28 protein-coding genes and 2 pseudogenes are annotated in these 26,957 nt (G+C 70.1%); 21 read left to right on the top strand and 9 right to left on the bottom strand.

Annotation, left to right across the window (positions count from 1 at the left end):
* Window positions 1-27: 27 nt before the first annotated feature.
* Together AV521_RS19325 and AV521_RS19320 are read left to right on the top strand one after the other, a co-directional pair.
* Complete coding sequence (locus AV521_RS19325; RefSeq protein WP_076089704.1) at window positions 28-1,443, top strand: VOC family protein; 1,416 nt, start codon at window positions 28-30, stop codon at window positions 1,441-1,443.
* Entirely contained in the window at window positions 1,440-2,969 is a 1,530-nt protein-coding gene (locus AV521_RS19320; RefSeq protein WP_076089703.1) for an aldehyde dehydrogenase family protein, read from the top strand. Before AV521_RS19325 ends, AV521_RS19320 begins: the two co-directional genes overlap by 4 nt.
* Before the next feature lie 20 nt (window positions 2,970-2,989).
* Here the strand turns inward: AV521_RS19320 and AV521_RS19315 are convergent, their stop codons facing one another.
* On the bottom strand, window positions 2,990-4,324 hold the full coding sequence (locus AV521_RS19315; protein ID WP_076089702.1) for an alpha/beta fold hydrolase: 1,335 nt from the start codon (window positions 4,322-4,324) through the stop codon (window positions 2,990-2,992).
* A 79-nt stretch (window positions 4,325-4,403) separates the two neighbouring features.
* Here AV521_RS19315 and AV521_RS19310 point away from each other — a divergent pair, with 79 nt between their 5' ends.
* From AV521_RS19310 to AV521_RS19300, 3 genes are all read left to right on the top strand, one after another.
* Complete coding sequence (locus AV521_RS19310) at window positions 4,404-5,021, top strand: TetR/AcrR family transcriptional regulator (RefSeq protein WP_076089701.1); 618 nt, start codon at window positions 4,404-4,406, stop codon at window positions 5,019-5,021.
* Between the two features lie 402 nt (window positions 5,022-5,423).
* Window positions 5,424-7,190, top strand: a complete 1,767-nt coding sequence (locus AV521_RS19305) for an ABC transporter permease subunit (RefSeq protein ID WP_076089700.1) — start codon at window positions 5,424-5,426, stop codon at window positions 7,188-7,190.
* Between the two features lie 34 nt (window positions 7,191-7,224).
* Window positions 7,225-8,655, top strand: a complete 1,431-nt coding sequence (locus tag AV521_RS19300) for a nitrate/sulfonate/bicarbonate ABC transporter ATP-binding protein (RefSeq protein ID WP_218639359.1) — start codon at window positions 7,225-7,227, stop codon at window positions 8,653-8,655.
* 245 nt (window positions 8,656-8,900) lie between these two features.
* Here AV521_RS19300 and AV521_RS19295 read toward each other — a convergent pair whose 3' ends face one another.
* Window positions 8,901-9,314 (bottom strand): metalloregulator ArsR/SmtB family transcription factor, encoded by a 414-nt coding sequence (locus tag AV521_RS19295; protein WP_076089699.1) that lies wholly within the window; start codon window positions 9,312-9,314, stop codon window positions 8,901-8,903.
* Window positions 9,315-9,621: 307 nt separating this feature from the next.
* Here AV521_RS19295 and AV521_RS19290 point away from each other — a divergent pair, with 307 nt between their 5' ends.
* Complete coding sequence (locus AV521_RS19290; RefSeq protein WP_076089698.1) at window positions 9,622-10,350, top strand: MgtC/SapB family protein; 729 nt, start codon at window positions 9,622-9,624, stop codon at window positions 10,348-10,350.
* Window positions 10,347-10,625, top strand: coding sequence for a hypothetical protein (locus AV521_RS19285; protein ID WP_076089697.1), 279 nt, complete (start codon window positions 10,347-10,349; stop codon window positions 10,623-10,625). Before AV521_RS19290 ends, AV521_RS19285 begins: the two co-directional genes overlap by 4 nt.
* A gap of 81 nt (window positions 10,626-10,706) precedes the next feature.
* Here the strand turns inward: AV521_RS19285 and AV521_RS19280 are convergent.
* Window positions 10,707-11,081, bottom strand: a pseudogene (locus AV521_RS19280) (N-acetyltransferase family protein); the annotation flags it as partial.
* A 98-nt stretch (window positions 11,082-11,179) separates the two neighbouring features.
* Here AV521_RS19280 and AV521_RS19275 point away from each other — a divergent pair.
* The gene (locus AV521_RS19275; RefSeq protein ID WP_256725616.1) at window positions 11,180-11,380 is read left to right on the top strand and encodes a hypothetical protein; all 201 of its coding nucleotides are present in this window, start codon (window positions 11,180-11,182) and stop codon (window positions 11,378-11,380) included.
* Here the strand turns inward: AV521_RS19275 and AV521_RS19270 are convergent.
* Entirely contained in the window at window positions 11,370-12,041 is a 672-nt protein-coding gene (locus tag AV521_RS19270; protein ID WP_079249312.1) for a nitrilase-related carbon-nitrogen hydrolase, read from the bottom strand. The two genes, AV521_RS19275 and AV521_RS19270, sit on opposite strands and share 11 nt — an antisense overlap.
* Before the next feature lie 33 nt (window positions 12,042-12,074).
* A complete protein-coding gene (locus tag AV521_RS19265) occupies window positions 12,075-12,524 on the bottom strand; it encodes an Lrp/AsnC family transcriptional regulator (protein WP_076089696.1) in 450 nt (149 codons plus the stop codon).
* Window positions 12,525-12,644: 120 nt separating this feature from the next.
* Between AV521_RS19265 and AV521_RS19260 the strand changes: the two genes are divergently transcribed.
* The 7 genes and pseudogenes from AV521_RS19260 to AV521_RS46645 all read left to right on the top strand — a co-directional run bounded on the left by AV521_RS19260 (window position 12,645) and on the right by AV521_RS46645 (window position 16,703).
* Window positions 12,645-13,349, top strand: a complete 705-nt coding sequence (locus tag AV521_RS19260; protein ID WP_143658625.1) for a hypothetical protein — start codon at window positions 12,645-12,647, stop codon at window positions 13,347-13,349.
* Window positions 13,350-14,193: 844 nt separating this feature from the next.
* On the top strand, window positions 14,194-14,409 hold the full coding sequence (locus AV521_RS19255; protein WP_076089694.1) for a hypothetical protein: 216 nt from the start codon (window positions 14,194-14,196) through the stop codon (window positions 14,407-14,409).
* A gap of 227 nt (window positions 14,410-14,636) precedes the next feature.
* A pseudogene (locus tag AV521_RS50970) lies at window positions 14,637-14,851 on the top strand (NADP-dependent oxidoreductase); the annotation flags it as partial.
* A gap of 55 nt (window positions 14,852-14,906) precedes the next feature.
* On the top strand, window positions 14,907-15,122 hold the full coding sequence (locus tag AV521_RS48675; RefSeq protein ID WP_305965179.1) for a hypothetical protein: 216 nt from the start codon (window positions 14,907-14,909) through the stop codon (window positions 15,120-15,122).
* A 97-nt stretch (window positions 15,123-15,219) separates the two neighbouring features.
* A complete protein-coding gene (locus tag AV521_RS19245) occupies window positions 15,220-15,690 on the top strand; it encodes a hypothetical protein (RefSeq protein WP_076089693.1) in 471 nt (156 codons plus the stop codon).
* A gap of 99 nt (window positions 15,691-15,789) precedes the next feature.
* A complete protein-coding gene (gene pyrF / locus AV521_RS19240) occupies window positions 15,790-16,485 on the top strand; it encodes an orotidine-5'-phosphate decarboxylase (RefSeq protein ID WP_076089692.1) in 696 nt (231 codons plus the stop codon).
* Between the two features lie 89 nt (window positions 16,486-16,574).
* On the top strand, window positions 16,575-16,703 hold the full coding sequence (locus tag AV521_RS46645; RefSeq protein WP_256725615.1) for a hypothetical protein: 129 nt from the start codon (window positions 16,575-16,577) through the stop codon (window positions 16,701-16,703).
* 41 nt (window positions 16,704-16,744) lie between these two features.
* Here the strand turns inward: AV521_RS46645 and AV521_RS19235 are convergent, their stop codons facing one another.
* Window positions 16,745-17,962 carry an alginate lyase family protein gene (locus tag AV521_RS19235; RefSeq protein ID WP_076089809.1) on the bottom strand — a complete coding sequence of 406 codons (1,218 nt, stop codon included), beginning with the start codon at window positions 17,960-17,962 and terminating at the stop codon, window positions 16,745-16,747.
* Between the two features lie 168 nt (window positions 17,963-18,130).
* On the opposite strand from AV521_RS19235, the gene AV521_RS19230 reads away from it, so the two are divergent.
* Together AV521_RS19230 and AV521_RS19225 are read left to right on the top strand one after the other, a co-directional pair.
* Window positions 18,131-18,649 (top strand): LysR family transcriptional regulator, encoded by a 519-nt coding sequence (locus tag AV521_RS19230; RefSeq protein WP_076089691.1) that lies wholly within the window; start codon window positions 18,131-18,133, stop codon window positions 18,647-18,649.
* Window positions 18,650-18,754: 105 nt separating this feature from the next.
* Complete coding sequence (locus AV521_RS19225) at window positions 18,755-19,270, top strand: DUF2231 domain-containing protein (protein WP_076089690.1); 516 nt, start codon at window positions 18,755-18,757, stop codon at window positions 19,268-19,270.
* 73 nt (window positions 19,271-19,343) lie between these two features.
* Here AV521_RS19225 and AV521_RS19220 read toward each other — a convergent pair whose 3' ends face one another.
* Complete coding sequence (locus AV521_RS19220) at window positions 19,344-19,766, bottom strand: CBS domain-containing protein (protein ID WP_076089689.1); 423 nt, start codon at window positions 19,764-19,766, stop codon at window positions 19,344-19,346.
* 240 nt (window positions 19,767-20,006) lie between these two features.
* On the opposite strand from AV521_RS19220, the gene AV521_RS19215 reads away from it, so the two are divergent.
* Window positions 20,007-20,666 carry a dienelactone hydrolase family protein gene (locus AV521_RS19215; RefSeq protein WP_076089808.1) on the top strand — a complete coding sequence of 220 codons (660 nt, stop codon included), beginning with the start codon at window positions 20,007-20,009 and terminating at the stop codon, window positions 20,664-20,666.
* Between the two features lie 23 nt (window positions 20,667-20,689).
* On the opposite strand, the gene AV521_RS19210 is transcribed toward AV521_RS19215, so the two are convergent.
* Complete coding sequence (locus AV521_RS19210; protein ID WP_076089688.1) at window positions 20,690-21,826, bottom strand: CapA family protein; 1,137 nt, start codon at window positions 21,824-21,826, stop codon at window positions 20,690-20,692.
* A gap of 240 nt (window positions 21,827-22,066) precedes the next feature.
* Here AV521_RS19210 and AV521_RS19205 point away from each other — a divergent pair, with 240 nt between their 5' ends.
* The gene (locus AV521_RS19205; protein WP_076089687.1) at window positions 22,067-23,101 is read left to right on the top strand and encodes a sphingomyelin phosphodiesterase; all 1,035 of its coding nucleotides are present in this window, start codon (window positions 22,067-22,069) and stop codon (window positions 23,099-23,101) included.
* Between the two features lie 466 nt (window positions 23,102-23,567).
* Here the strand turns inward: AV521_RS19205 and AV521_RS19200 are convergent, their stop codons facing one another.
* Window positions 23,568-25,148, bottom strand: coding sequence for an alpha/beta hydrolase (locus AV521_RS19200; protein WP_076089686.1), 1,581 nt, complete (start codon window positions 25,146-25,148; stop codon window positions 23,568-23,570).
* 322 nt (window positions 25,149-25,470) lie between these two features.
* On the opposite strand from AV521_RS19200, the gene AV521_RS19195 reads away from it, so the two are divergent.
* Complete coding sequence (locus AV521_RS19195; protein WP_076089685.1) at window positions 25,471-26,286, top strand: SAM-dependent methyltransferase; 816 nt, start codon at window positions 25,471-25,473, stop codon at window positions 26,284-26,286.
* 104 nt (window positions 26,287-26,390) lie between these two features.
* Complete coding sequence (locus AV521_RS19190) at window positions 26,391-26,948, top strand: GNAT family N-acetyltransferase (protein WP_076089684.1); 558 nt, start codon at window positions 26,391-26,393, stop codon at window positions 26,946-26,948.
* Window positions 26,949-26,957 lie beyond the last annotated feature (9 nt).

The raw sequence follows: 26,957 nt of genomic DNA, 5'->3' as shown, positions 1-26,957 counted from the left end.
GTGTGACCCCGACCGAAAGGCCGAACCATGGCGACGATCAGTCAGTGGCGGCTGCGAGCCGCGTTCGCGGAGCGGCTGTCGCGCATGTACGGGCGGGAGGTACCCGCCTACACCACGCTCGTGGACGTCTCGCGCGAGGTCAACGAGGACGTCCTGCGCGCGCGAGGGGCCGACGCCGAACGCCTGGGGTCCATCAGCCGGGTGACCGCCGAGCGGCACGGGGCCATCCGCGTCGGCACACCGCGCGAACTGCGGCAGGTCGCCCGCGTCTTCGGCGCTCTCGGCATGCATCCGGTCGGCTTCTACGACCTGCGGGAGGCCGCCGCCAGCGCCGTGCCCGTCGTCTCCACCGCCTTCCGGCCGGTCGACGACGAGGAACTGGCGCGCAACCCCTTCCGGGTGTTCACCTCGATGCTCACCCCGGCCGACCCCCGCTTCTTCGACGCCGGCCTGCGCGCGCGCCTGGAGACCTTCCTCGCGGCTCGCGAACTCTTCCCGCCCGAGCTGCCGGCGCTGGCCGACCGGGCCGCCGCCGAGCGGGAACTGCCCGAGCAGGAGGCCGAGCGGTTCCTGCAGCTCGCCGTGGCGGCCTTCGAACTGTCCGCGGAGCCGGTCGACAAGGCCTGGTACGAGACGCTGGAGCGGATCTCCGCCGTAGCCGCCGACATCGGCGGCGTGCGCAGCACCCACATCAACCACCTCACACCGCGCGTCCTGGACATCGACGAGCTGTACCGGCGGATGACCGAGCGCGGCATCGAGATGATCGACACCATCCAGGGCCCACCGGCCTGGAAGGGCCCCGACGTCCTGCTGCGGCAGACCTCCTTCCGGGCCCTGGCCGAGACCCGCGCGATGCGCACCCCGGACGGCAAAGTGGTCAGCGGCGCCCTGCGGGTCCGCTTCGGCGAGGTCGAGGCCCGCGGCATCGCCCTCACCCGCGAGGGCCGCGCCCTGTACGACGACCTCCTCGGCCGCGTGGACGAGCAGGCCTCGCAGCACCCCTCGGAGCCGCGCGGTGACATCGCGCGCGCCGTATGGGAGCGGCACATGCCCGGCAGCGAACAGGAGCTGGCTGCCGAGGGACTGGCCTACTTCACGTACCACGTCAGCGCCGACCGGCCGCGCGACGGCAGCCGCCCGCCCGCCGATCTCGGCGCACTGGTGCGGCAGGGCTGGGTGCGGTCCGAGCCCATCGTCTACGAGGACTTCCTGCCCCGCTCCGCCGCCGGCATCTTCCAGTCCAACCTCAGCGGTGAGGGCACGCGCGACAACGACCGGCAGGGCATCGCGTACGACGCGGCCTGGCTCTCCGACGCCATCGGCCGCGACGTCCTGGACCCCTATGCCCTCTACGAGCGGCAGCAGAACCGCTCCCTCGCGCAGGTCGCCCGCGCACTCGACCTCACCGACACTCCCTCACCCAGTCAAGGACGGTCATGACCAGCACCCCACTGCCCTCCACGGACGAGCTGCGCGCCCGCGCCCTTACGTCACTCCGGAGCATCGGCGTCGACGTACCCAAGGGCGACGACCTCCACGCCCGTACGCCCCTCACCGGCGAGCACCTCTTCGGGCTGCGGGCAGCCACCGACGCCGCTACCGAAGAGGCCATCGCCGCCACCCGAACCGCCTTCCTCACCTGGCGTACCACGCCCGCCCCGCGCCGCGGTGAACTCGTGCGCCGTCTGGGCGAGTTGCTGCGCGTACACAAGGGCGATCTGGCCGACCTCGTCACCATCGAGGCGGGCAAGATCCGCTCCGAGGCGCTCGGCGAGATCCAGGAGATGATCGACATCTGCGACTTCGCGGTCGGCCTGTCCCGGCAGTTGTACGGCCGTACGATCGCCTCCGAACGCCCCGGCCATCGCCTGGCCGAGACCTGGCATCCGCTCGGCGTGGTCGGTGTCATCTCCGCGTTCAACTTCCCCGCCGCCGTGTGGTCGTGGAACACCGCCGTCGCCCTGGTCTGCGGCGACACCGTGGTCTGGAAGCCCTCGGAGTTCACACCGCTGATCTCCCTGGCCTGCGACCACCTGCTCGCCCGTGCCGCCGAGGAGGTCGGCGCGCCCCGTGATGTGCACCGCCTGCTCCTCGGTGACCAGGCAGTGGGCGAGAAACTGGTCGACGACCCCCGTGTCGCGCTCGTCAGCGCAACCGGCTCGACCCGTATGGGCCGCGCGGTCGGCCCGCGCGTCGCCGCCCGCTTCGGCCGCAGCCTGCTGGAGCTCGGCGGGAACAACGCCGCGATCGTCGCCCCGTCCGCCGACCTGGACCTCGCCGTCCCGGCCATCGTCTTCGCCGCGGCCGGCACCGCGGGCCAGCGCTGTACGACACTGCGCCGCCTGATCGTCCACCGCGACATCGCCGGCCCCCTCACCGAGCGGCTGACCAGTGCCTACACCAAACTCCCCATCGGCAACCCGTTCGACGACACCACGCTCGTCGGCCCGCTCATCTCCACGACGGCGCTGGACGCCATGCGCGACGCCCTCACCCGTGTCCAGGCCCGGGGCGGCAAGATCCTGGCCGGTGGAAACCGGCGCCTTGCCGAGGCGGCGCCCGCGGCGGCCTATGCCGAGCCGGTCCTCGTACGCGTCGACGAACAGACCGACGTCGTACGGGAGGAGACCTTCGCACCGATCCTGTACGTCCTCACCTACGACACCCTCGACGAGGCGATCGCCCTGCACAACGACGTCCCGCAGGGCCTGTCGTCCAGCATCTTCACCCGCGACCAGCAGGAAGCCGAGATCTTCCTGTCCGCCGCCGGCTCCGACTGCGGCATCGCCAACGTCAACATCGGCACCTCCGGAGCCGAGATCGGCGGCGCCTTCGGAGGCGAGAAGGACACCGGCGGCGGCCGCGAGTCCGGCTCCGACGCCTGGAAGTCCTACATGCGCTCGGCCACCAACACCATCAACTACTCCAGCGAACTCTCCCTCGCCCAGGGCGTGAGCTTCCTCTGACCCGTACCGCCGGGTGAGCGTCACCTCTGGTCGCGCAGGAAGGCAGGGATCTCGTCGCGGGTCGGGTAGTTCGGCAAAGGTGCCGGCTCGGCCTGCAGGAACGCGGTGATGACGGCGGCGGCTCGGTCGTTGTTGTCGTCCAGGCCGTTCCACAGGTGATGCCCGACTCCGGGCATGTACTGCGTGCGCTCGATGGCGGGGTCGTCGGCGAGGACGGCGGTCTCCCATTGCCGGAGCTGCGAGGAACACTCGGCGATCATCAGCATCGCGGGTGTCTTCGAACGCCTCAGTCGCGGTGCGAGGGAGGGCGTGTCCTTCACCGTCTGCTGGATGCGGAGGCTGGCAGCGGGGCTGAACGAGAAGTTCTGTGCCGTGTCTTCGGAGGGGATGCGGTGCGCGTCGCGTGCGCAGTAGGCGGAGGCGGTGTCGCCGCCGAGGTCGGCGGCGGTGAACGCGTTGTCGCCCTCGGCCTGTCCGATCAGTGCGGTGTCGGGGGTGAGCAGTCCGAGTCGCATGAGGCCGAAGGCCACGGCGTAGCGGGGGACGTGGGTCGATCGCGGTCCGGCCACGGCCGGCGCGAGGCCGCGCGCGGAGGGACGCCCCCGGTGCCCGCTGATCCTCGTCGTCGGGCCGTCCATCGGGCCGGGCTCGGCGATGATGGCCCGGTGCAGATGCGCGGCGACGGAGGGGTCGGCCAGAGCCCGGGTGAGCACGACCGCGCCTGACGAGAAGCCGAGGACGTCGGCCTTGCCCTTGTCCAGGCGGTGGATGAAGGCGCCGAGGTCACGGACCGATCGGGAGATCGTGTACTGGTCCATGGGGAGCAGGTCGCTCCGTCCGCCGCCGGCCTGTTCGTAGGTGTAGACGTCGTAGCCCTGACGGGCCAGGAGTTGCAGGAACCGGTGGTCGAGCACCGATATACCGCGGACCGGGCCGCCGTTGAGGTACACGAGCGGGATGCGGTGCCGGGTCCGGGGGTTCGCGGGCGGGTAGTGGTACACAGCGAGCCGGCTGCCGGTGCCCAGACTCCAGTGCTGCGTGGCCACGAACGGCAGGGCGGGCGGATACCGCCGGGCCGTGGGTGCGGTCGGGACGCAGACCGACGCCGTCAGCGCCGCCGCGACGGCCACCGGCACGAACGGCGCGAGCCGCGCCGCCCCGGTACGGCTCCGGCCCCGCCACAGTGCGGCGGCAGAAGCGGCTCCGAGGGTCGCCAGCCATGCGGCGAGTCCCGAGTCGGCCCCGTTGGTGAGGACGACCAACGCGAGAAAGACGACAGCCAGTGTCACGACGGCAGTCAGCGCCAGCAGCAGGCGTCCGGCGAAGCGGACAAGGCGTAGGGCGAACGTGGGCACGGTGAACCTCCGAGTTCCAGAACGACGTTTCGGAACAGTGTTTCAAAACGACGTTATCAAAGAAGGTAGGCTTCTCGTCATGGGCAGGCCCAGAACGAACGACGAGACCGTCAAAGAGCGCCTGGTGGCGTGCGCGACCGAGATGCTCGCCACCCATCCGCAGGAGTCGCTCACCCTCCGCTCCCTGGCCACCGCCGCCGGGACGTCGACGACGGCGGTGTACTCCCTGTTCGGGAGCAAGGACGGGCTGATCCAAGCGGTACGCGACAGCGCGGTCACCGGCCTGTTCCAGGACCTGTCGGCCGTGCCGACCTCCGAGGATCCCCTCGCCGACATCTACGCACTGGCCGTCGCGTATCGACGGTGGGGGTGCGGACACCGCCACCTGTACACGGTGCTGTTCGGAGGGGTGCAGCCCTTCGAGCCGTCGGGCGCGGTCGGCAGCCATGACCCCGTCGGGCCACTCATCGCCGCGATCGACCGGGGCGTGACCGGAGCCGTCCTCGCCGGCGAGGCGACGTCGATCGCCCTCTCGCTCTGGGTGACCCTGCACGGACTCGTGACACTCGAACTGGCGGGCGCCCTCGACGCCCCAACGGCCGGAGCCGCTTTCCGGCCGACGATTCAGGCCGCGCTGCGCGGCTGGACGACACCGGACGTGTTTCGCGGTCTTCGTCACGCCGAACCCGCTCCCTGACAGCGACCGTCCGGGCTATTTGCGTATCGACGCAACAACCGGCACACTCTTGGAGTCGGGTCCTGTGCGCGCAGAGCGTGTTCGGGGCGGAGCCACATCACGGAACGGAGGCAGCCATGGGTGCAGACCCTCCCAGTCCGCGCTGCCTCCAGGGCATTCGCTGACTTTCACCCGCCGCGGCCTTGAGGCCCCGGTGACTCTCACCAGCCGGGGCGCCTTGGCACCGGCTTCCCGCACCGGGCACGGCCTCGGGTCTCGACGAGGCGGCCGTGGCCGCCCGGGCGGGCCCTTCTTCCTTACCTGTATTTCCCATGCTGCCTGGGTGACCCCTGTCCTGCCGTCGGTGCGTTGGCCACGGCCGGGCATGCCGTCGTGCCCAGAGTGGGGGCGGAGGTCTTCGTGATGTGGATCCGTACGGACAACAAGCCCGCCGAGACGGTGGAGCGCACGCCGCTGGTGGCGAGGCTGCCCGGACGGCTGTCCCAGTTCTCCTGGGTGGACGCGGCGGTGGCCGCCGCCGTGCTGGTGATGCTCTATGTGGTGCTGCGCGTGGGGCACGGCACCACCGTCACCTTCAACACCCAGCAGAACGTGAAGGTCGACACCGATCCGGCACAGCTGCCGTACGACGCGGCCCGCTCGCTGCTGCGGATGTTCGCCGCTCTGGCGCTGTCGATCGTGTTCACCTTCGGCTACGCCTATGCCGCCGCCAAGAGCAGAAGGCTGGAGCGGATCCTCATCCCGGCCCTGGACATCCTGCAGTCCGTGCCGGTGCTGGGCTTCCTGACGGTTGCGGTGACCGGGTTCATCGCCCTGTTCCCCGGCTCGATGCTGGGCCTGGAGTGCGCGTCGATCTTCGCGATCTTCACCTCGCAGGCGTGGAACATGACGTTCGGCTTCTACTACTCCCTCACCTCTCTCCCGCGTGAACTCGACGAACTGTCACGGTCGTTCGGCTTCACCCGCTGGATGCGGTTCTGGAAGGTGGAGCTGCCGGCCGGGATGATCGGCCTGGTCTGGAACGGCATGATGAGCTTCGGCGGCGGATGGTTCTTCCTGGTCGCCTCGGAGGCGATCAGCGTCAACAACCAGCGGTACGCACTGCCAGGTGTCGGCTCCTACGCCGGTGCCGCGATCACCGACGGCGATCTGGGCAGGGTCGGCTGGGCCATCCTCACCATGGCGGTGATGGTGATCGGCGTGAACTTCCTGTTCTGGCGGCCGCTGACGGCGTGGGCGGAGAAGTTCAAGAACGAGCAGTCCGAGGCGAGCGAGGTCCAGCGGTCCGTCGTCCTGGACTTCCTGCGCCGCTCGCACTGGCCACAGTTGCTCGGCCGGGCGCTGCGCCCGGTGGGACGCGCACTGAGCACGGCCGGAGGGGTCTTCGGCCGCGACGACCGTCCGCTCGTCGTCGACCGCACGCGGCAGCGCACCGGCGACCTCGTCTTCACCGTGGTCGCCGGCGGGCTGATCCTGTGGGGCCTGCTCGACCTCGGCCACTACCTCTACGACCGCACCGGCCTCGGCGTGTTCGGCGAGCCGCTGCTGCTGGGCCTCGCCACCCTCGCGCGCGTGGTGGTGCTGGTGGCGCTGGCCACCGTGGTCTGGGTGCCGATCGGTGTGAAGATCGGCTTCTCGCCGCGGCTGACCCGGATCGCGCAGCCGGTGGTGCAGGTGCTGGCATCCTTTCCCGCCAACTTCCTTTTCCCGCTCGCGGTGTGGTTCTTCCTGAGGACCGGTCTGTCCATCAACATCGGCGGCACGCTGCTGATGGCGCTCGGCGCGCAGTGGTACATCCTGTTCAACACCATCGCCGGAGCCATGGCCATCCCGAGCGACCTGCGCGAGGCCATGGACGACATCGGCGTGCGCGGCTGGCAGCGGTGGCGGCGGCTGATCCTCCCGGGGGTCTTCCCGTCGTACGTCACCGGCGGGATCACCGCCTCCGGCGGCGCCTGGAACGCCTCGATCGTCTCCGAGGTCGTCACCTTCGGCGGCACCACCCTCACCGCCACCGGCCTCGGCGCTTACATCGCGCAGGCCACCGAGAGCGGCGACTACCCGCACCTGATCGCCGGGGTCGCGGTGATGAGCCTGTACGTCGTCGGGCTGAACCGGCTGCTGTGGCGCCGCCTGTACCGGCTGGCCGAGACCCGCTACTCCCTGTGAACTTCCTTTCACTGACAAGCATTTGGAGCACGTCATGGTGCTGAACGCCCTGCGCAACCTCCGCGCCGACCGCCAGGCCCGCGCCGGCCTCGCCCACCTGACCGCCGAAAGGCCCCGCCGTCCCGCCGACGGCGCGCTGCTGCTGGAGACCGTCGGCCTGACCAAGTCGTACGCCGGTGCCGACGGCGAACTGCCCGTCCTGTCCGGCATCGACCTCCAGGTGCGGGCCGGTGAGGTCGTCGCCCTGCTCGGCAAGTCGGGCTCGGGCAAATCCACCCTGCTGCGCTGCCTGGCCGGGCTGGTGCCTGCCAGCTCCGGCACCGTCGCCTACAAGGGCACTCCGCTCACCGGTGCCAACCCGGGTACGGCCATGGTGTTCCAGACCTTCGCGCTGCTGCCCTGGCTGACCGTGCAGCAGAACGTCGAACTGGGCCTGGAGGCCAAGGGAGTTCCGGCCGCGGAGCGCGCGGACGCCGCCCGGCAGGCCATCGACCTGATCGGCCTGGACGGCTTCGAGTCCGCCTACCCCAAGGAGCTGTCCGGCGGTATGCGCCAGCGCGTCGGCTTCGCCCGCGCCCTCGTCGTGGAGCCGGACGTGCTGATGATGGACGAGCCGTTCTCCGCACTCGACGTGCTGACCGCCGAGAACCTGCGCGGCGAGCTGATGGAGCTGTGGGAGTCGGGCCAGTTCCCCACCCGTGCCATCGTCCTGGTCACCCACAACATCGAGGAGGCCGTGCTGATGGCCGACCGGATCGTCGTCCTGGGCGCCCGGCCCTACGGCACGATCCGCGAGGTCTTCGAGGTCGGCCTGGACCGCCCCCGCGACCGCGACTCGGCCGCCTTCGACGACCTGATCGACCGCGTCTACCGCACCATGACCGGCCGCCAGAAGGAGGGCCGTGTCCCCGGCCGGCACGAGGCGGTGGAGCTGGAGAAGCGCACCCCGGCGAACACCCCGCTGCCCCCGGCCAGCGTCGACGGGCTGTCCGGGCTCGCGGAGATGGTCCTCCACCGCGGCGGACGGTGCGATCTGGCCGACCTCGCCGACGACCTCGGCCTGGCGGTGGACGACCTGCTCCCCCAGGTCGACGCGCTCGACCTGCTCGGCTTCACCACGCTCAGCGGGGACGACCTGCTGCTGACCGACACCGGCACGGCGTTCGCGGGCGCCGACGTCCAGGGGTCGAAGAAGATCTTCGCCGAGGCGGTCCAGCATGCCCCCCTGGTCACGCTGATCACCAGGAGCCTGCGGAGCAACCCCGGCGGCACCGTGCGCACCGGCTTCTTCCGCGACCTGCTCGCCCACCACTTCACCGCCGAACAGGTCACCCGCCAGCTGGAGACGGCCACCGACTGGGGCCGCTACGCCGAGCTGTACTCCTACGACGCCGAACCGCAGGAGTACCACCTGGACGAGAACGACGACACACGTCTGACCGCCACCGTCGCGGGGCGCGACTAGGGCCCCGGCAGGCAACGTTTGCCCGTCAGGGAGCGGCGTCCGGTGCGTGATCTCGGTGTGCCGGCCGGAGGCCGTACCCGATGGGCCGGGCGTCCGTGGGCGTTCGGCTCGGTGTAGCGAGAGGGCGTGCCGGGCGTCGCGACGGGGCGCACGTCGCCTGCCGGGGCCTGGGCCCTGTCTTCAAACTCCCGTCGTCCGCCCGCCGAGCAGGCGGGAGTCTCACGGCAGGGCCCAGGGCGGAGGCGTCAGTGTTCCGTGGCCGGCCGACGGGCCCTGGTCACCCGTGTGGGGGCGCTCCGCTCCTGTGGGGCGGCCGCTCCCACCGCTTCCGGCGTCTCTCCGTCCGCCGCGGCCATGGCCTCGTCCGTGGCCAGCACCGCGCTCTCCAGCAGCGCCCGTACCTGCGGGCCGGTGGCCCGGTAGAAGATGCGCGTGCCGTCCCGCCGCGAGGTGACCAGTCCGGCGGCGCGCAGCTTCGCCAGGTGCTGGGAGGTGGCGGCGACGTGCGCCTCGATCAGCTCGGCGAGGCGGCTGACCGGCAGCTCCCGCTCGCTCAGCGCCCACAGCAGCCGGTAGCGCGACGGGTCCGCGACGGCCTTGAGTACCGCCACCGACCGCTCGGCCCGGTCCTCGTCCCACGACGCTACTTGCGCTTCCATGCAAATATGTTAGCCGGTGATGCACACGACATCTCGGGGCGCACTTGTTGCGTAGATGTGCAAATATAGGGGAGTGTGATGTCCGCGGAGCGCCGTCGAGGGCGTGTCGTCCGAGGAATCGCGCTGTCCGAGAAACCGAGGAGGAGGTGAGCGACATGGATCGCAGCAGTAGTCCGGGCCACGATCGGCCCCACACCCCCGTGTCCCCCCACTCCTCGGGCATCCGGTAGACCCCGGCACCACGGCCGGGCAGCTGACCGCCATGCCCTCGACCTGTCCCGCTCCGGCGGGGCGAGGGGAGGTTCCCATGGCGAACCTGACCACCTTCGACTTCGCACTCCGTCTCACCGTCGGCGTCGCCTGCGGCGCCCTGATCGGCGTCGAGCGCCAGTGGCGCGCCCGAATGGCCGGACTGCGCACCAACGCCCTGGTGGCCGTCGGCGCCACACTCTTCGTCCTCTACAGCGAGGCGGTCGGCGACGCCGGCAGCCCCACCCGGGTCGCCTCCTATGTCGTCTCCGGCATCGGTTTCCTCGGCGGCGGGGTCATCCTGCGCGAGGGCGGAGGCGTGCGCGGCCTCAACACCGCGGCCACGCTGTGGTGTTCGGCCGCGGTCGGCGTGCTCGCCGCCTCCGGCCGGCTGGCGCTGTGCCTCATCGGAACGGCCACCGTGCTCGCCGTACACGTACTGCTGCGCCCCGCGGGCCGGCTGATCGACCGCGTCCCGCAGCGCGACCCCGACAACGAGGGTGTACGGGCCACCGTCCACCTGATCTGCGAGCGCAACGACGAGGCGCATGTCCGGGCGCTGCTGTCCCAGGCCCTCGCGACCGACGGGCTCGCGCCCACCGGGCTGCGGGTACGGCGCGACGACGAGGGGAGCACCAGCCTGCGGGCCGCGGTCGCCCTGAACGGTGACCCGGCCCGAGCCCTGGAGCAGCTCATCGCCCGCCTGTCCCTGGAACCGGGCGTGCGTGATCTGCACTGGCATCTGGACGACACGGTGCTCGACTCGGAGCGGGAGGCGGTGGCATGAGCGGCCTCGACACCCGAACCGCCCGCGACGCGGTGCGCCAGGCCGCCCGGCAACTGGCCGCGGACGCCCCGAGGCTCACCGCCGGCTCCGCGAGCGCCCTCAGGGCCGGGCTCGCCGTCCGCTCCGCGTGTCTCCGCCGAGCCGCACTCGCCGCCTGGCGCACCGGCGTACCGGAGGACGTGATCGCCGCCGACGGCCGCGTGCCGGTGACGGTCGTACGCCGCTGGATCGCGTCGGGGTGTCCGCGACACCCCGAAGACGGGCAGGCGGGCTGACGTACGCGGTGCCCAGGGGACGGAGAAGATCGGCGTCGCGGTCCCGGGGGCTCATCCGCCGACAGGGTGGCTTGCTGCCGGTCAGGCCAGGGGCAGGCGCATGAGCGTCAGGTCAAGCCAGCGGCCGAACTTGGTGCCGACCTCGGGCACCGTGCCGACATGCTGGAACCCGAACCGTTCATGGAGCCGGATCGAGGCGGTGTTCTCGGCTTCGATGCCGGCGATCATGACATGGTGGCCGGTCTCACGGGCTGCGGTGACGAGGGTGGCCAGGAGCGCGGATCCGATACCGAGCCCGTGCCGGCCCTCGCGGACGTAGACCGAGTTCTCCACCGTGTGCCGGTATCCCTCCAGTTCGCGCCACGGGCCGTAGACCGCGAACCCGGCCACCTCACCATCGGCCTCGGCGACGAACGCCGAGCCGCGCTCCAGATGGGCGGCCAGCCAGGTGACGCCCTACCCTCGGCCCGGGCAGCCCACTCATCACCGGTCTCGGACTCGCCGTCTTCGACGCCGGCTGCTTCGCCGCCCAGGCCGCCAACCAGAGCCGCATCATGGCCCTCTCCCCCGAACGCTCCGGCAGCCTGAGCAGCGTCTACCTCGTGCTGTACTTCACCGTCGGCGCGCTCGGCACCGCCCTCGCCGCACCCATGCTCAACACCCTGGGCTGGCAGGGCACCACCCTCACCGCCCTCGCCGCGCTCCTGCTCGCCGCCGCTCTCGGCAACCGTACGAGGTCCCGGGTCAGCCGCTGATGACGCCGGTGCGGGCGGTTTCGTCGACGTGGAGACTGAAGACGTCCGGGCGTGCGTAGTGCCCGGTGGGGTCGAAGTCGAAGCGGGCGCGGGCCAGTTCGTCGAGGTCGAGTTCGGCGCTGAGAACGCCTTCACCGTCACGCAGAGGACCGGCCAGCACCTCACCGAGGGGCGAGACGATGACGGAGCCGCCCGCGATGAGGACGGTGTCGGGCGCGTCGCCCTGGACGGGGTGGAGGCCGGCGGGTACGGCGTCGCGGCGCAGATACTGGCAGGCGCCGAGCACGAAGCACCGGCCCTCCAGGGCTATGTGCCGCATGGTGGCCTGCCAGGAGTCGCGGTCGTCCACGGTCGGCGCACACCACAGGTCGACGCCCTTGGCGTACATCGCCGTACGGAACAACGGCATGTAGTTCTCCCAGCAGATCGCCGCGCCGAGGCGGGCCGCACCGGTGTCGACGACCGGGAGGGTGGAGCCGTCGCCCTGGCCCCACAAGTACCGTTCCGCGGCGGTCGGCATGAGCTTGCGACGCAGGCCCAGATAGCCGTCCGGACCGAAGTGGAGGGCGACGCAGGCACGGCGGCGGAGGCACTGGACCGCCTCGGGCAGGACGTCGCCGCGACGACATGTGTCTCCACGATCACACGATGTCAGCCTCACAGGCGCCGGACCAGCCCCACCCCCGTCCTGCCATCAGGACTCCAGGACGCGGTCCGGCCCCAATGGCACCTCGTGCAGGAGGAGTCGGCTGCGCAACTCCCGTACCCCCAAGTCGGCCTTGAGCCGGTCGATGACCGTTTCGAACTCGCGGGCGTCGGTACAGGCCATGCGCAACTGGTAGTCGTAGTCCCCGGTCAGCCGCATCGCGCCGACGACCTGGGGCACTTGATGCAACTGGGCCTCGAAGGCCTGGCGGTCCACGCCCTCGCGCAGGCGGATGTCGCTGAGCAACTCCATCCCGCGCCCGAACGCCGCCAGATTCAGTTCGGCGCGGTATCCGCGGACGACTCCAGTGGCCTGGAGCCGGCGTACGCGGTCGGCGACGGTGTTGGCCGAGAGCCGGACCTTACGGCCCAGCTCCTGGTAGGTCGCCCGGCCATCGGCCAGGAGGATCGTGAGGATCTGCCGATCGATGCGGTCCATGCCACCATGCTACAAATACTCGACCAGATATGGATATGGCCGAGCTATTCTCGGCGTAGCGGTCCCATGCGCCGAGAAGTCCGAGCCAAAATCGGCGTCATCGGTGCCAGGCTCGCAGGCATGGAGATACTGCTCCTCCGGACCGCCCTCGCCCCCTCTCTCGTGCTCCTCGTCTCCGTCGTCGCCCGGCGTTCGGGCCCGCGCCGCAGCGGACTCCTGCTGGGCGCGCCCACGACGTCAGGACCGTTTCTGGCCCTCATGTGGCTCAACGGCGGGAGCCAGGCGGCCGCGCGTGCCGCGCACGGCAATGTCGCGGCACAACTGATCGTCGCGGCCTTCTGCCTCGTCTACGGCCGACTCGCCCCCGTCCTGCGCCCGGCTCGGACACTGACAGCGGCTCTGGTCTGCGCGGCAGGAGCCGGTCTGCTCGCGGCGATGTGCGCGAACGTCTGGCTCACGGCGGCGCTGGGCCTGGCCGTCATCTTCGCCGGTCTGCGAACCTGGCCCGCCCCCGCCCCCGCCTCCGGCCACACGGACCGGCAGCCGGACCACGCCCGACGCTGGGACATCCCGGTGCGGATGGCGGTGTCGGCCACGACCGTCCTGCTCGCCGTGCACGCCGCGGACGCCCTCGGCTCCTTCGCGGGCGGCATCCTCGCCGCCCTCCCGGTCCTGCTGGCCGTCATGGCTCTCTCCACCCACCGCTCCACCGGCGCGGCGACCGCCGCCGCGATGATGCGCGCCGCACTGACCGCCACCCCGTGCACTCTCGGCTTCCTCCTGATGATCTATACGGCCCTTGCCGCTTCGGTGACGAGGAGTTAGGGCAATGAGGCCCTCCAATAGGCTCCGCGGACCCGCCTTGAACACCATCGGTGGCGAAGCATCCGGGGGTGCTCGCCGATCTGCACGGACGGTCAAGCCACGGGCCCATTGCTCCTCTCCGGATCACGATGCACCTCACACTGCGCAGTCGTCGGTCCGCGGGCCGCCGTGGCGCACGTGCGCGAACTCGGCGCGCGGGAGAACGACCGCCATCCGCGGAAGACGTGCGGGCGATGCTCGAACCGGCTCGTCATCCCTCCCGTCGCCACGGCGGAGCTGTCCCGTGAACGAGGGACCCTTGAAAGCAGCGCGGTGCCTGAGATCCGGCACCTCGATCGGGATGCCCGTGGTGCCTGGCCCGCTGTTGGTGCCGCGGCACAGGCGGCGGCCGCGGTCGCTCGCCGCGCGCAGTTTCCCGCTCGGGCCACCACCGTCTCGCGCAGCTCTTGCCCAGGCCCTTGTCCGCGCCGCCGCGGCGACCTCCAGCGGGTGTCGAGCCTCCACTACGGCGATGGAGTGCAGCGGCATCTGCTCGATCTCTACCGCCGCCGTCCCCGTCCGGTCGGCTGCCCCGCGCTGATGCACGTGCACGGCGGTGGGTACCGTCAGGGCCGTAAGAGCACCCAGGGCGCCGCCCGTGCTGTACCTGTTCGTCGGCCGGGGCCGGGTCTGCGTGAGCGCCGACTGCCGTCGGCCGCTCCAGACAGGCGCGCCGCCCCGATTGCGGTGGGAGCGGCGGGGCCATCAGGATGTTGTCAGGTGGTGTCCATCGGTCGGCGCGGGCCCGTTTGGCCATAGTGGGCCAGGAAGTGGCGCGCACCTTCCCTGTGGCAAGGAGCACGGTATGGCCACGGACTCGCTCGGACGATTCATGGCGGCCCTGAACCCGGATAACCGGGAGGCCGTCCGCGCCAAGCCGCCTCAGGAGCAGAAGCGGCTTGCGGCGGCCTGGGAGCGGGAACTGGAAGCGGATGACGAACTCGACACCCTCGACGAGCTGTCTCCGCCGGCGGCGGAGGCGGAGGCGGCCCGCCGCGTCCTGGGCCGGGGCGCCGGCTAGAACCCCAGAGGGCTACTCCCCGGCCTTCGGCCAGGTCACGAGCGCCTACGTTACGTTCGGGGGCGTGACGACGACGGCGCCCGGTGCCGTGCCGTTCACCGCTCGAAGGGGCTGGAGCGGGGCGCTGGGACCGGTCACGGCGCGCGGTCGCTCCGCTGCGGAACTGGTGTCCGCGCCCACGCGGCACGGCGCTCGCCCTTGAGCGTCCCGGCCCGGAGGAACCCCACATGCGGGCCATTACCGTCCAGGACCACGACGCCGGTGTCAGCGGCCGCACCCTCACGGATCCGTCCCCCGCACGCCGCGGAGAACGACGTGATCGTGCGCGTCCCACGCGGCCGGATTCACCCCTGGTGAGTCGACCTGGCCAGGCACCTGGACCGACCGGGCCGGACGCGACCGCACGTCGAACGTGCCCGGCCACGAGCTGTCCGGTGTGGTCACCGCTACGCAAACAGCGTCGACCGCACCACGGCCGCCGCCCTGCCGATACGACCGTGGACCGTGCGCCGCAGTCCGACGAACACGTCCAGGCCCACCTCACCGACCACGGCACCGGCCCCCTCCTCCAGTTCCTGCGGCATCGACGCGCCGGCGCGCCACGTGCCCAGGTCTTCCGCAACGTCCTCTTCCGCGCCCCCGGACTCAAGCAGCGGCTCGGCGGCCGCACCGCGCTGAACGGCAACGACCCGCACATCCTGGTGGGGGCGTGAACGACTCCCCTGGGATGCACCACGGGGAGTTGGGCCCTGGCCCATGATGGGGGTGGCCCGCATGCCAATCAGGGCGGGCTCCGGGAGGGAGAACTCCGTGCCTGGCGTCCTGCACCGCGCCACCACCGACGTCTTCGTCGACGCCTCGACCGTGGACCTCGTCGGGGAGAGTCTCGTAGCGGAGTTCGAGCCGGACTGGACCCTCAACGGCCTGGCCGAAGCCGCCTCGGACACCGACGCCGACTGCGACACCGACTCCGGCGAGGAGGGCATCCATATCGTCTGCGGCCAGGAGATCGGCACCGTCCCCGTAACCTGTGAACTCTGGGACCACCAGCCACCCCTGGCCCCGGAGTCCTGGCAGGACATCGCGGAAATCTCCGCCCACTGGGCCTCCACCTTCCTCGGCTTCGGCATCGGCACCACCGGCCAAGACGACGTACCGGACTCCCGACTGCCCATCCGCCGTCCGGGCACCTGCCGCTTCCGCGTCCACGGCGTCCACCGCGACGGCGACGACCCCCGCCCGGACACCGCCGCGCGCGAGACCTACCTCGTCCAACTCTGACCCGCGCCACGCCAAGAGCCGACCTCCGTCAAGTCGACCAGCACCTTCGCAAGCGACTGGCGCGTCTGACAGGTTCGTCGCGGCGGGCACAATGGCGTCGTGGACCCGAACAAGCAGATCATCGTCGCCTTGGACTGCGACAGCCGTCCCGTCGCTGAGGACATCGTCGCCCGACTGGGCGAAGAGTGCCGTTTCTACAAGGTCGGCCTGGAGCTTCTCACCGCGGCGGGCCCTGATCTCATCAAGGACCTTGTCGCTCAAGGCAAGGAGGTCTTCCTCGACCTCAAGCTCTTCGAGATCCCGAACTCCGTCGCCGGGGCCGTGCGCGCCGCGGGGGCTCTGGGCGCCTCGATGGTGACGGTGCACAGCATGGGTGGTACGGCCATCATGGCCGCCGCTGTCGATGCCGCCCGCGCCTTCCCCGAACTGCGGGTCCTTGCCCTGACCGTGGTCACCAGCATGACCGACGCGGATCTTGCCGACATCGGCGTCACCGACTCGGCTGAGGAACAGGTGGTCAGGTTGGCCCGACTGGCCCGCAAGGCCGGCTGTCATGGTGTCATCGCCTCGCCTCAGGACGTCGCGGCCCTGCGTGGCCCTCTGGGCAGCGACGCTCTGCTCGTCACGCCCGGAGTCGCCCTGCCCGGTGACTCGTCGGCCGAGCATGCCCGTCCCGACACACCACGGGCCGCCGTCGCCGCCGGCGCGTCACACATCGTCGTGGGGCGAACGGTCACACGGGCCGCGGACCCGGCAGCCGCGTTCCACCTCGTCCGCACCAGCATCGTTCCGTGAGCGACACACGCAGAGAGCGCTGGCATGTTGGTCGCACACGCCGACTGCCGCAGTGGACCGACTGGTAGGACGAGGCACACGTCGCGCCCATGTTCCCCGATGCGAGGGTGCGGCAGGCCGTCGTCCAGGAGCAGCGCATCCCGGTGCCCGAGGGCTGGGACGATCACCCCTGCTCCTACTTGGCCCGCCACCTCGTCGGGTTCGCCCCTACGACGTGAATCATCTCGCGCTGAACCACACAACACCGCTGCTACGGAGGTCAGTTGGGGTTGTCGCCGTTGGTGAGGGTCTCCCAGGCCACGAAGAGGTTGTTGGTGCCGGCTGGGCGGTTCTGCTCGGTCAGGGTCTGGGTGTTGGCCATGGCGATGCCCAGGCGGTTGTGCAGAGCGTTGTAGCCGACCTCGGTGATGGGGCCGAGCCCTCGTTTGACGGATCCGCCGCACAACCAGCTCGGGACCGCGGCGCCCAGCTCGTACTTGGACTGGAAGCCGAGCGCCTGCCGCAGCCGCTCGCCGACGTCGGTGCCGTAGAGATCCTGGCCCTGGATCCGGCTGGTCTCGGCCACATGCGAGATGGCGGAGATGCCGTATCCGGTGTGTACGAAGTCGCGGCAGGTCTCCTGAGTCAGTCCGGTCACGAAGGTGGACTGGCCCTGCCAGTACGCGACGATCTTGTCCCGGGTGTTCAGGTTCTGACTCGGCACGGTCTTCGGCAGATCGCCGTCGGAGGGGAGGTACACATACGCGGCGGTGCGGGTGCGGAAGCGTGCCATGGCCGAGTCGTAGGACGCCTTGTCCTCCAGGAAGACGGAGATGCCGACGGCCGCCTCCATCATCGTCAGCTCCCAGTTCCCGTTGGAATTCGAGCCGTTGATGAGTTTGGCCAGATACACGTTGCGGAGGAGGGTGGCGAAGCGGCCGGCGTTCGGCCAGGTTCCGGTGTACGTGTGCTTGATGAGTTCGGCGGCCTTGGCCCAGGAGGCTCCGGCCCACGCGGTCTGGAGGGGCGCGTTGCTGTTGGTGTGGTTCGTGAGCGTGGCGGACCAGGCGTCCATCAGCTCGATCGCCTTTTCCGCGTACCGGTCATCGCGGGTGATGTACCAGGCGAGCGCGTCGGTGTAGGCGGCGATGGCGTCCTCTCGCTCGTCCGTGCAGCCGTAGTTGGGGTTGGAATACGGACCGCACTCGACGACCGCGCGGGGCTTGGGGGTGCGGCTGAGGCTCGCGTACGGGCCGGCCATCATCTGGTCGTACGCGCCCTTCCAGGGCTGTGCACCGGCGAGCACCTTGGCGCGCGCGAAGTCGAGTTGGGCGCGCGAGACGGTGACACCGGGGTGGACGAAGGCGGTGGGAGCGGCTTCCGCCCGCTGCGTGCCGGGCCAGGAGAGAAGGCCGGTGGTCAGCATGGCGGCCGCCGCGGTGAGCGCGAACCCGGATCGCGGGGACTTACGGCGGCGTGGTGCGGGTCTGCCCTGCATGTCCTGCATAAGACACGTCCTCATACGTGAACGATATGCGACTCCTTGAACAGTGCACTGACCGATGACCTTAGGTACGGACCAATAGGCCGTCAAGTGCCCAGGGAGCGCGCGACGTTCACATTGCCGCCTGGTGACGGCCGTGCCGGAGCAAGGGTGTGACGACCAGTGGGCCGAGGATCTGGCCGACGGGACCGGAACGACCGATACGAGCAGATCAAGGCTCTTGAACGCGACCTCGGGGCGCGGCTGTTCGACCGCGACCGCCGGCCGGTCACCCTCATTCCGGCGGCGTCCAACCTGCTCCCGCAGGTGCGCGACCTGCTGGCGCCAACCAACGGCCTAGAACGCCGGGCCGACGCATCGTCCGGTTCGGAACCGGCACGGCTGGGCTACGTCAACTGGCTTCCGCTCGATCCGATCACCCGTACTTCGGCGGTGGCGCAGTTCCACGTGAACGCCTGGGGCGCCACCTCGCGCGCGCAGGCCGCCCTCGTCGTCGACGGCAGTCTGGACCTCGCCGGTGCCGGGTCTACTTGCCCTGGTCCATGGTCCGGCGCGTCGGCGAAGCCCGTCCGGCAGTCCTGGCCGTCGTCGACGCCCTCTGCGCCACGGTCGCAGACCTCGGCGTCCATGGCCGTACGCCTGGCTGCCCATCGGCGATCCGCACCGGCGCCGACCGGCTGACCTGGGCATCGAGCTCAGTCTCGGTGCGCACCCTGGTCGGCTGAGAGGGAACTGAGAGGTGGCTGTGACAGGCTGACGCGCCCCATCCCCCTCAGGAGCACCTGAATGACTCTGATCAACGGTCTGCCCGCCCACGTCCTGCTGGTCCATGTGGTCGTCGTGCTGATACCGCTGACCGCGCTGGCCCTGGTGGCAGCCGCGCTGTGGCCGCGCGCCGCCCGTCGGCTGGGCATGCTGCTGCCCGTGCTGGCCTTCGTCGCCCTGGCCAGCGTGCCCCTGACCACGAACGCTGGTGAGTGGCTGGAACGGCATGTGGAGGAAGACGCCCTGGTACGCCGGCACACCGAGCTGGGCGACGGTCTGCTGCCGTGGGCTCTGGGCCTGTTCGTGCTGGCGGCGGTCGTGTGGTGGGCGGGGAGGCGCACACCCGCGGAGCCCGGACAGGGCGGCAGCGGCATGCGCTGGTCCGCCCTGCCGGTACGGATCATCGTCGGCGTGCTCTCGCTCACCGTCGCGGTGGGAGCCGTCGTGGACGTCTACCGGATCGGCGACTCCGGAGCGAAGGCCGCCTGGCACGACGCCTACTCGAAGACGGCGACCGGGTCAGAGAACGGCTCCTGAATCGACCGCCGCCTGCGCGGTACGCCGATGTCTTCTGGACGACATGTCGCGCCGACCGGCCGTCTCGCTGGGATCACGCTGCGTACACGCGGTGTACGAACTCCGCGAGCTGGTCGTCGGTGAGGTGCCGGGCGATGTCGGTCTCGCTGATCATCCCGATCATTCGCTTGTTCTCGACCACCGGGAGGCGCTTGATCTGGTGGCTCTCCATCTCCCGCAACGCCTCGGAGATGTCGGAGCCGGCGTCGATCCACCGTGGGGTGCCCTCGCACAGGTCACCGCAGGTCATCTGCGCGGGGTCGTGACCGTAGGCGACACACTTCACCACGATGTCGCGGTCGGTGATGATGCCGCACATCCGGTCCTTGTTGTCGGGGTCGCTGACCGGGAGTGCGCCCAGCCCGTGGTCCCGCATCATCTGTGCCGCACGGTCCAACGTCTCGTACCTGGGTATCCACTGGGCACCCGGGTGCATGATGTCCTTCGCAGTCGTCATCGCTCGTCCCTCCATCTCGAGCGTGGACAATTCGGCTCCCTCAAGGGGTCGCCGGTGCCGTGCACCAACCCATCGAGTACCCCTCGCACGGCCTGTAGCCATCGTGCGCGCGGCGCGTCGCGCATGTCTTGTTGGGCTTTCAATCGTGGGTTCGGCGAGCGCGGCGGGCCAGTGCGGGGTACGCAGTGAGTACGAGGAGACGACCGAGGTCTTCGGAGTCTTTCGGGGAAGTTGATGGCCATGAAGTCCGAGACGGTTGTGGTGCCGGCCGACGGCGCCGCACTCCCAGGTGATCTCGTGGTGCCGGAGTCCGCGGGTGCCGTGGTGCTGTTCGCGCACGGCAGCGGCAGTTCCCGGCACAGTCCGCGCAACCAGGCGGTCGCCGCGGCGTTGCGGGAGGCCGCGCTGGGCACCTTGCTGATCGATCTGCTCACCGAGGAGGAGGAACGCCGCGACGTCGTGACCGCCGAGCACCGCTTCGACGTCGCGCTGCTGGGGCGTCGTCTGGTGGCGGCCATGGAGTGGCTGGGCGACCGGCCCGGTACCAGTGAGCTGCCGATCATCCTCTTCGGTGCCAGTACCGGCGCCGCCGCTGCCCTGCGGGCCGCCGCCGAGCACCCCGACCGCGTCCTGACCGTGGTCTCCCGCGGCGGACGACCCGATCTGGCGGGCGACGCGCTGCCGGCCGTACGCGCACCTGTCCTGCTGGTCGTCGGCGGTAGCGACACCGAGGTGCTCCGGCTCAACGAGGAGGCCGCGCGACAGCTCCAGGCCCCCAGCACCCTGCGCGTCATCCCGGGAGCCACCCATCTGTTCGAGGAACCCGGCGCCCTGGAGCAGGTCGCGGACACGGTGCGGGAATGGTGCGTGGAGTGCCTGGGCGCGGCATCGGCTGAGTAGGAGAAGCTTGCGTCGGCCGCCGTTCACCGGCGGGTCTCCGGTCCGTGGGCGGCGTCCGGGGGTACGAGGCTGAGCATGCCGTCGGCCTCCACCTCTATGTGGACGCCCTTGCTGATCCGGTCGAGGGTCGTACGCAGCCATGCGCGGTCCTCGTCCGCCGCGGTCTCCAGCCGCATCCGGCGTGCCTGCAGCGGGAACATCCGTATGCCGGTCGGGCACCCGGTGTCCGCCGCCACCGAGACGAGGTAGCCGAGCCGGAGGTCGTCGCGGTACTCCTCGTAGCCTGAGATGCCCTCGTAGTCGTCGATGAAGTCACCGCAGCCGTAGAGGATCAGGTGGCCTCGGTACAACTCGACGGGGCGGGGATGGTGCGAGGAGTGTCCGTGGACGATGTCGACGCCGCCGTCGATCAGGGCATGCGCGAAGTGCTTCTGGTCGCGGGGGACGAGATAACCCCAGTTGGAACCCCAGTGCACCGACACGACGACGATGTCGCCCGGTCGCCGTACCCGGCGCACCCGCTGGAGGACGGCCTCGGCAGCCTCCGGTGACAGCGCACGTGCGTAGGCGACGCCGGGCCAGTCGGTGCTCGCGGCCCAGTCGGGCGGGACGCCGCTGGACAGCGTTCCGAGGGCGAACACCAGGATGCGGCGGCTGGCGCCGACGGGGACCTCAGCGGGCGCGTAGGCCTCGTCGGCGTCGCGTCCCGCGCCCGCGGTCCGCAGCCCCGCATCAGCGAGCGAGTCGAGCGTTTCCGCCAGGCCCGCCCGCCCGAAGTCCAGCACATGGTTGTTGGCCAGGACGCACACGTCGGGGCGGGCCACTGCCAGTGCGGGCAGGTTGGCCGGGTGCATCCGGTAGTGGACCGCCTTGCCCGGCGCGAACGCCGCACTGCGCGTGACCGCCGTCTCCAGATTCACGACCCGGGCTTCCGGGGCGGCCCGCTCCAGCACCCGCAGTGCCTCGCCCCACGGCCAGGCGGGGTCGACGGGCGCGGGGATCGGACCGCTGACCGCCTCGGCCAGTTCCACGTACGACCGGGCGTCCGTGACGTACCCCTCGCGCAGCACCGGATGTCCGGGGTGCGGGAGGATCTGGTCGACGCCGCGCCCGAGCATGACATCGCCGCACAGGAACAGCGTCACCACGCCGCCGCCCATACCCCCACCCTAGGCGTGCTTTCCGAGCCGGCTTCACATGTGCGCACGTTGCGGGGAACAGGTGGCGCTGGCCGGTGGGATCCGCCCGCGATACGGCGAACTTGTCCATACACCTTTTCTCCACGGACAGATCGATCGAAGTTCCCTCGGCTGTACCGGTGAGCACCTAGAGTCGCGCTGTCATGTACGCGACCCGACCGTTCAGGGGTCGGGACTACCCCACTTCCACCAGGAGAGCGCATGGTCTCGCGTCGTACAGCTACCGCCCTCACCTCCGCAGCGGCAGCTGCACTGCTCGGCCTCAGTGGCTTCGCGGCCCCCACCGCGAGCGCGGGCACCAGCACCGACCTCTCGGTGTTCGCCTGGAACGTCGATCTCGGCACCGCGATCGTCGACAGCACCCAGCACGAGAAGGCGGCCCAGCGCACCCCGACCATCGAGTCGATCATCCGTCAGCACAACGCCGACGTGGTGGTGTTGGACGAGAACTTCAACAACACCTCGACCCCCGACATCATCGGCAAGCTCGCCGATCTCTACCCGTACCACACCCCGGTCGTCGGCCAGACCTGCTCCGGGGGCGGCTGGACGGGCATCAGCGGCGACTGCTCCAACTCGCTGTTCGTCATCAACGGCGGCACGATGATCCTGTCCAAGTACCCGATCAGCGCGCAGTACGCCCACGTCTTCAGCAACTCCACCTACGGCACCTGGGACTACCACGCCAACAAGGGCGCCGCGCTGGTACAGATCGACAAGGACGGGGCCAAGAGCTGGGTGGTCGGCACCCATCTGCAGGCCGACGAGTCCGACACCTCCACCGACACGACCCAGTCCACGCGGCTCGCCCAGCTCAGGGAGATCCGCTCCTGGGTCGACGGCATCGTCGGTTCGAGTGCGCCGGTCCTGATCGGCGGAGACATGAACGTGGAGTACTACGGCGGCCAGTCGCGCGGCGACTACGCCAACGCCCAGAGCGCGGTGAACGGCGTGCTCGGCACCCCGGCCACCGACCCGGACCAGACCCTGCGGACCATGGACTGCCCGGTGTCCGCCTGGTGTCAGTACATGTCCGGCGTCGAGTCCTTCCCCAAGGACTACCGGGACGACCTCGACTACATCGGCTATCTCAACGCGCCGGGCCGCCCGGCGCCGGCCGCGATGTCCGCGGTCAAGGTGGACTTCGACCCCCAGTCCGGCTGGACCAGCGGGCAGACCGACACCAACGCTCCCAGCGACCACTACCCGGTCGAGGCGACGTTCCAGCTCAACTGAGCCTGGCCGCACCGGCGGTGAGAAATGCAGAACCCCCAGGTCCTACCTGGGGGTTCCCGCTGCGGCCACTGCCTCGGAGCACCGGTATCGGCTCGATCGCGGCGGACACTTCGACGAGAAGCGACTCGACCTGTGCTCCCCGGCGTGTGCCCCATTGCCGCCGGCGCATGCACAGTTGCCCGATCCGGGGCAATTCAAGGGCGCTGATCCACAGTCCGCCGCCCCAGTACACACCACCGGACGCCACCGGGACGCGCCGGGCGTCGAGTTCGGCGGCGGAGTCGGCATGGCCGTGCCAGGACCAGCTCGCCCTCTCACCGATGGGAGACGTCGGAGACCTGGGAAGCCAGGTAGGACCTCATGTCCTGGATATTCCCCAACGCCTTCCATCGACCGCCCTCTACGTGTCCGCCGGCCGTTCGGACGACCCCGTACCCGGCAAACCCCGCCTGTCAGCGACGCAGCGTCAGAAGCGCGGCGCCTGCGGTGTGTGCTGCGGTTCCGGGACAATGCTCTGGTTCACACCGGGGCTCTGACGGCCGGACACCTTGCAGGTGACGTCCTTCGCCGGGAGCTTCCCGGTGCTCAGGTAGGAGTTCACGGCGATGTTCGCGCAGGCATGCGGATCGCCGGAGTAGACGCCGTGGCCCTCGCCGCCCTGGACGAACACCATGCGCGAGCCCTTCAGGGCACGGTGCATACCCAGGCCGCTGACCAGAGGTGTCTGGGAGTCCCACTGGTTCTGGACGGTGAGCACACCAACGTCGTTGTTCACGGCGGTGACGGGTTCGGCCGGCTTGTTCCAGAACGCGCACGGCGTGATGTTGGAGCCGAAGTCGCCGTAGATCGGGTACTTGGCCTTGTTCTGAATCGCGTCATGCCGGTACTGCTCGGGGTCGCGCGGCCAGGCCGCGGTGTCGCCGCAGACGACGGACCAGAAGGCGGCCGAGCCGTTGTCGGCCGGCGTCTGTGCGGCGAAGGCCGCGCGCTGGGGCGTTCCCCGCTGATCGGCCGGTACGAGCGAACGGCCGGGGGTGGCATGGCCGTCGGCGGCTTTCATGAGGTTCATGACCGCCTCGGCCGCGTACTTGGGGCTGAAGAACTCGGCGCGCAGGGAGGCACGGATGTCGTCACCGGTGAGTTTCCGGCCGCCGTCGTCGATGGGAGAGCGGTCGGCCCGGGCGATCAGGTTCCAGAACGTCTTCTTCACCTTGGCCGGGGTGTTGCCGAGGTGGTAGGTGCGGTCGTGCTGCGCGGTCCACTTCGTCCAGCGGGTGAACGCCGGCTCGGTGCCCTCCGCCCAGACCTGGATCATGCCGCGCCACACCCGTGCGGGGTCGACCGAGCTGTCCAGCACCCAGCGGTCGGTCCGCTGGGGGAACATCTGCGCGTAGACGGCGCCCAGGTATGTGCCGTAGGAGTAGCCCAGGTAGGAGAGCTTCTTCTCGCCCAGGACGGCTCGGATGACGTCCATGTCGCGGGCGGTGTTGCGGGTGGTGATGTACGGAAGCCTGTCGCCGTTCTTCGCACGGCACTTCTCGGCGACGGTGCGGGCCCATGCGACGTCACGACTGAACGTGGCCGGCCGGTAGGCGTGTTCCGTGTTCTGCTCGGCGCCCTGGAGACCGCAGGTGACGGGGCTGCTGCGGCCCACACCGCGCGGGTCGAACCCGATGAGGTCGTACTGCTCCAGGACCTTCTTGGGCATCGCGCCCTTCATCATCACCGGCATGTCCAGGCCCTCGCCGCCCGGGCCGCCCGGGTTGAAGAGGATCACACCGTGCCGCTTGCCGGGGACGCTGGTCTGCATACGGGAGATGGCCAGCTTGATCGTCTTGCCGCCGGGGCGGCCGTAGTCGAGCGGGACCTCGATCGTCGCGCACTGTAAGGCGGCGGGCTGCGAGGCGTCACATCGCTGCCACGCCGGCTTCTGCTTCTCGAATCTGTTCAGCGGTTCCGCCGCGGATGCCTGCGCCGGAGCGAAGGCGGCGACCAGTGTTGCCGTGATCCCCACGGTGAACAGAGGCGCCACACGTCCTATCCGCACGATGGCTGTTCCTTTCTGTCGACTTACAGGACGTCACCACCCTTTCGTCTCCGCGCCGGTGCGCGGATCCGTCTGCCGGGCGACCTTGCTACGACTCCAGGCGTACGTAGAAAGAGACGTGCGGAGGAGAACCCACGAGGGCTGTTCACCGTCACATACGCAGCGGGACCGCGCGCCGGACGGTCGATCAGGAAGCGCCCGACGGCGGGGAATCCGAACCGACAGGCGATAGGCGGGCTCTCGGACGTAAGTTGTGCAAGGAACGATCGATCCACGCCATGACCGAGAAGCACACCACCACCGAGAAGACGGATTGCGACTGATGACCGACCCCGCGACGACACCGGAACCCGAGATGCGCCAGAAGATCGACACCTCGGTGCCGCACTCCGCCCGCATCTGGAACTACTGGCTCGGCGGCAAGGACAACTACACGGTCGACGAGCAGGCCGGCGACGCCTATACCGCCGTCTTCCCCGGCATCGTCACCATCGCCCGCAGCAGCCGTGCCTTTCTGCACCGCAACATCGCGTATCTGGTGCGGGAGGCGGGCATACGGCAGTTCCTGGACGTCGGCACGGGCCTGCCGACCGCCGACAACACGCATGAGGTCGCCCAGCGGCTCGCGCCCGAGGCGCGGATCGTCTACGTCGACAACGACCCGATGGTCCTGGCCCACGCCCGCGCCCTGCTCTACTCCTCCCCCGAGGCCGCGACCGCCTATATCGACGCCGACGTGACCGATCCGGACCGGATCCTCGCGGTCGCCGCCGAGACACTGGACTTCGACCGCCCGGTCGCGCTGATCCTCAGCAACATCCTCGGACACGTCGCCGATCACGCGCAGGCCCGCTCCATCGCCACCCGCCTGATGGACGCTCTGCCGTCGGGCAGCTACCTGTCCATCAACGACGGTTCACTCGGCGTCGACCCCGTCTTCGAGCAGGCCCAGGACGTCTACAACAACAGCGGTGCCGTCCCGTACAACCTGCGCACCGTCGAGGAGATCACCGCGTTCTTCGACGGCCTGGAGCTCATCGAGCCCGGCGTCGTCTCGGTCACCCAGTGGCGCCCGGCCCCCGGTTCGCCCACCCCGGAAGTCATCGCCGAACACGGCGGCCTCGCCCGCAAGCCGTAACCGGGCCTGGATCCGTCAGCTGATCGTCAGCTGTTCGAGGAGGCGCCGGCCGAGGGCGGCCTTGTCCCTGGACGGCGCCTCCCGCCCCATGATCGGATGGCGTGATGACATCGTTCTGGAAGGGCGAGCGGATACGCCTGCGCGGTATCGAGCCCGACGACTGGACCGGGTTCATGCGCTTCGCCGAGGACGAGGAGCACTTGGGAGACCTGCTGAACCCGCCGCGCTCCGCCGAGGGCTTCCGCGCCTGGACCAAGGAGCAGGCCACGGCCACACCCGACGGAGACTGCTTCCAACTCGCCATCGAGACCGTCGACACAGGCGAACTCGTCGGCGCCGTCGGCTCCTACCACGCCGACCCACGTGCGGGCTGGTTCGAGTACGGCATCACGATCGGCGCCGATCACCGGCGCAAAGGCCATGCCGCGCAGGCAGCCGTTCTGCTGTTGCGCTTCATGTTCGCCGAGCGGCGTTATCACAAGTGCGAAGCGCGGATCTTCGCGCACAACGAGGCGTCGTTGGCACTGCACCGACGGCTGGGTTTCGTCGAGGAAGGCCTGCTGCGGGATCGCGTGTTCCTCGCCGGCCGACACCGCGATCTCGTCGTGATGGGGATCCTCTCCGACGAGTTCGCCCACGTGCACCCGATGCGCGAGGCATAGCCCGCCTTC

It is taken from the genome of Streptomyces sp. IMTB 2501, from assembly GCF_001953885.1.
Classification (GTDB): Bacteria; Actinomycetota; Actinomycetes; order Streptomycetales; family Streptomycetaceae; genus Streptomyces.
This window is presented reverse-complemented; position numbering and strand designations above follow the sequence as displayed.

Bases quoted from the DNA above. Each gene is read 5' to 3' on its own strand.
- AV521_RS19325 (WP_076089704.1), top strand. From the start codon at position 28: ATGGCGACGATCAGTCAGTGGCGGCTGCGAGCCGCGTTCGCGGAGCGG.
- AV521_RS19320 (WP_076089703.1), top strand. From the start codon at position 1,440: ATGACCAGCACCCCACTGCCCTCCACGGACGAGCTGCGCGCCCGCGCC.
- AV521_RS19310 (WP_076089701.1), top strand. From the start codon at position 4,404: ATGGGCAGGCCCAGAACGAACGACGAGACCGTCAAAGAGCGCCTGGTG.
- AV521_RS19305 (WP_076089700.1), top strand. From the start codon at position 5,424: ATGTGGATCCGTACGGACAACAAGCCCGCCGAGACGGTGGAGCGCACG.
- AV521_RS19300 (WP_218639359.1), top strand. From the start codon at position 7,225: ATGGTGCTGAACGCCCTGCGCAACCTCCGCGCCGACCGCCAGGCCCGC.
- AV521_RS19295 (WP_076089699.1), bottom strand. From the start codon at position 9,314: ATGGAAGCGCAAGTAGCGTCGTGGGACGAGGACCGGGCCGAGCGGTCG.
- AV521_RS19290 (WP_076089698.1), top strand. From the start codon at position 9,622: ATGGCGAACCTGACCACCTTCGACTTCGCACTCCGTCTCACCGTCGGC.
- AV521_RS19285 (WP_076089697.1), top strand. From the start codon at position 10,347: ATGAGCGGCCTCGACACCCGAACCGCCCGCGACGCGGTGCGCCAGGCC.
- AV521_RS19275 (WP_256725616.1), top strand. From the start codon at position 11,180: ATGGCCCTCTCCCCCGAACGCTCCGGCAGCCTGAGCAGCGTCTACCTC.
- AV521_RS19265 (WP_076089696.1), bottom strand. From the start codon at position 12,524: ATGGACCGCATCGATCGGCAGATCCTCACGATCCTCCTGGCCGATGGC.
- AV521_RS19260 (WP_143658625.1), top strand. From the start codon at position 12,645: ATGGAGATACTGCTCCTCCGGACCGCCCTCGCCCCCTCTCTCGTGCTC.
- AV521_RS19255 (WP_076089694.1), top strand. From the start codon at position 14,194: ATGGCCACGGACTCGCTCGGACGATTCATGGCGGCCCTGAACCCGGAT.
- AV521_RS46645 (WP_256725615.1), top strand. From the start codon at position 16,575: ATGTTCCCCGATGCGAGGGTGCGGCAGGCCGTCGTCCAGGAGCAGCGC.
- AV521_RS19235 (WP_076089809.1), bottom strand. From the start codon at position 17,962: ATGCAGGGCAGACCCGCACCACGCCGCCGTAAGTCCCCGCGATCCGGG.
- AV521_RS19225 (WP_076089690.1), top strand. From the start codon at position 18,755: ATGACTCTGATCAACGGTCTGCCCGCCCACGTCCTGCTGGTCCATGTG.
- AV521_RS19220 (WP_076089689.1), bottom strand. From the start codon at position 19,766: ATGACGACTGCGAAGGACATCATGCACCCGGGTGCCCAGTGGATACCC.
- AV521_RS19215 (WP_076089808.1), top strand. From the start codon at position 20,007: ATGAAGTCCGAGACGGTTGTGGTGCCGGCCGACGGCGCCGCACTCCCA.
- AV521_RS19210 (WP_076089688.1), bottom strand. From the start codon at position 21,826: ATGGGCGGCGGCGTGGTGACGCTGTTCCTGTGCGGCGATGTCATGCTC.
- AV521_RS19205 (WP_076089687.1), top strand. From the start codon at position 22,067: ATGGTCTCGCGTCGTACAGCTACCGCCCTCACCTCCGCAGCGGCAGCT.
- AV521_RS19195 (WP_076089685.1), top strand. From the start codon at position 25,471: ATGACCGACCCCGCGACGACACCGGAACCCGAGATGCGCCAGAAGATC.
- AV521_RS19190 (WP_076089684.1), top strand. From the start codon at position 26,391: ATGACATCGTTCTGGAAGGGCGAGCGGATACGCCTGCGCGGTATCGAG.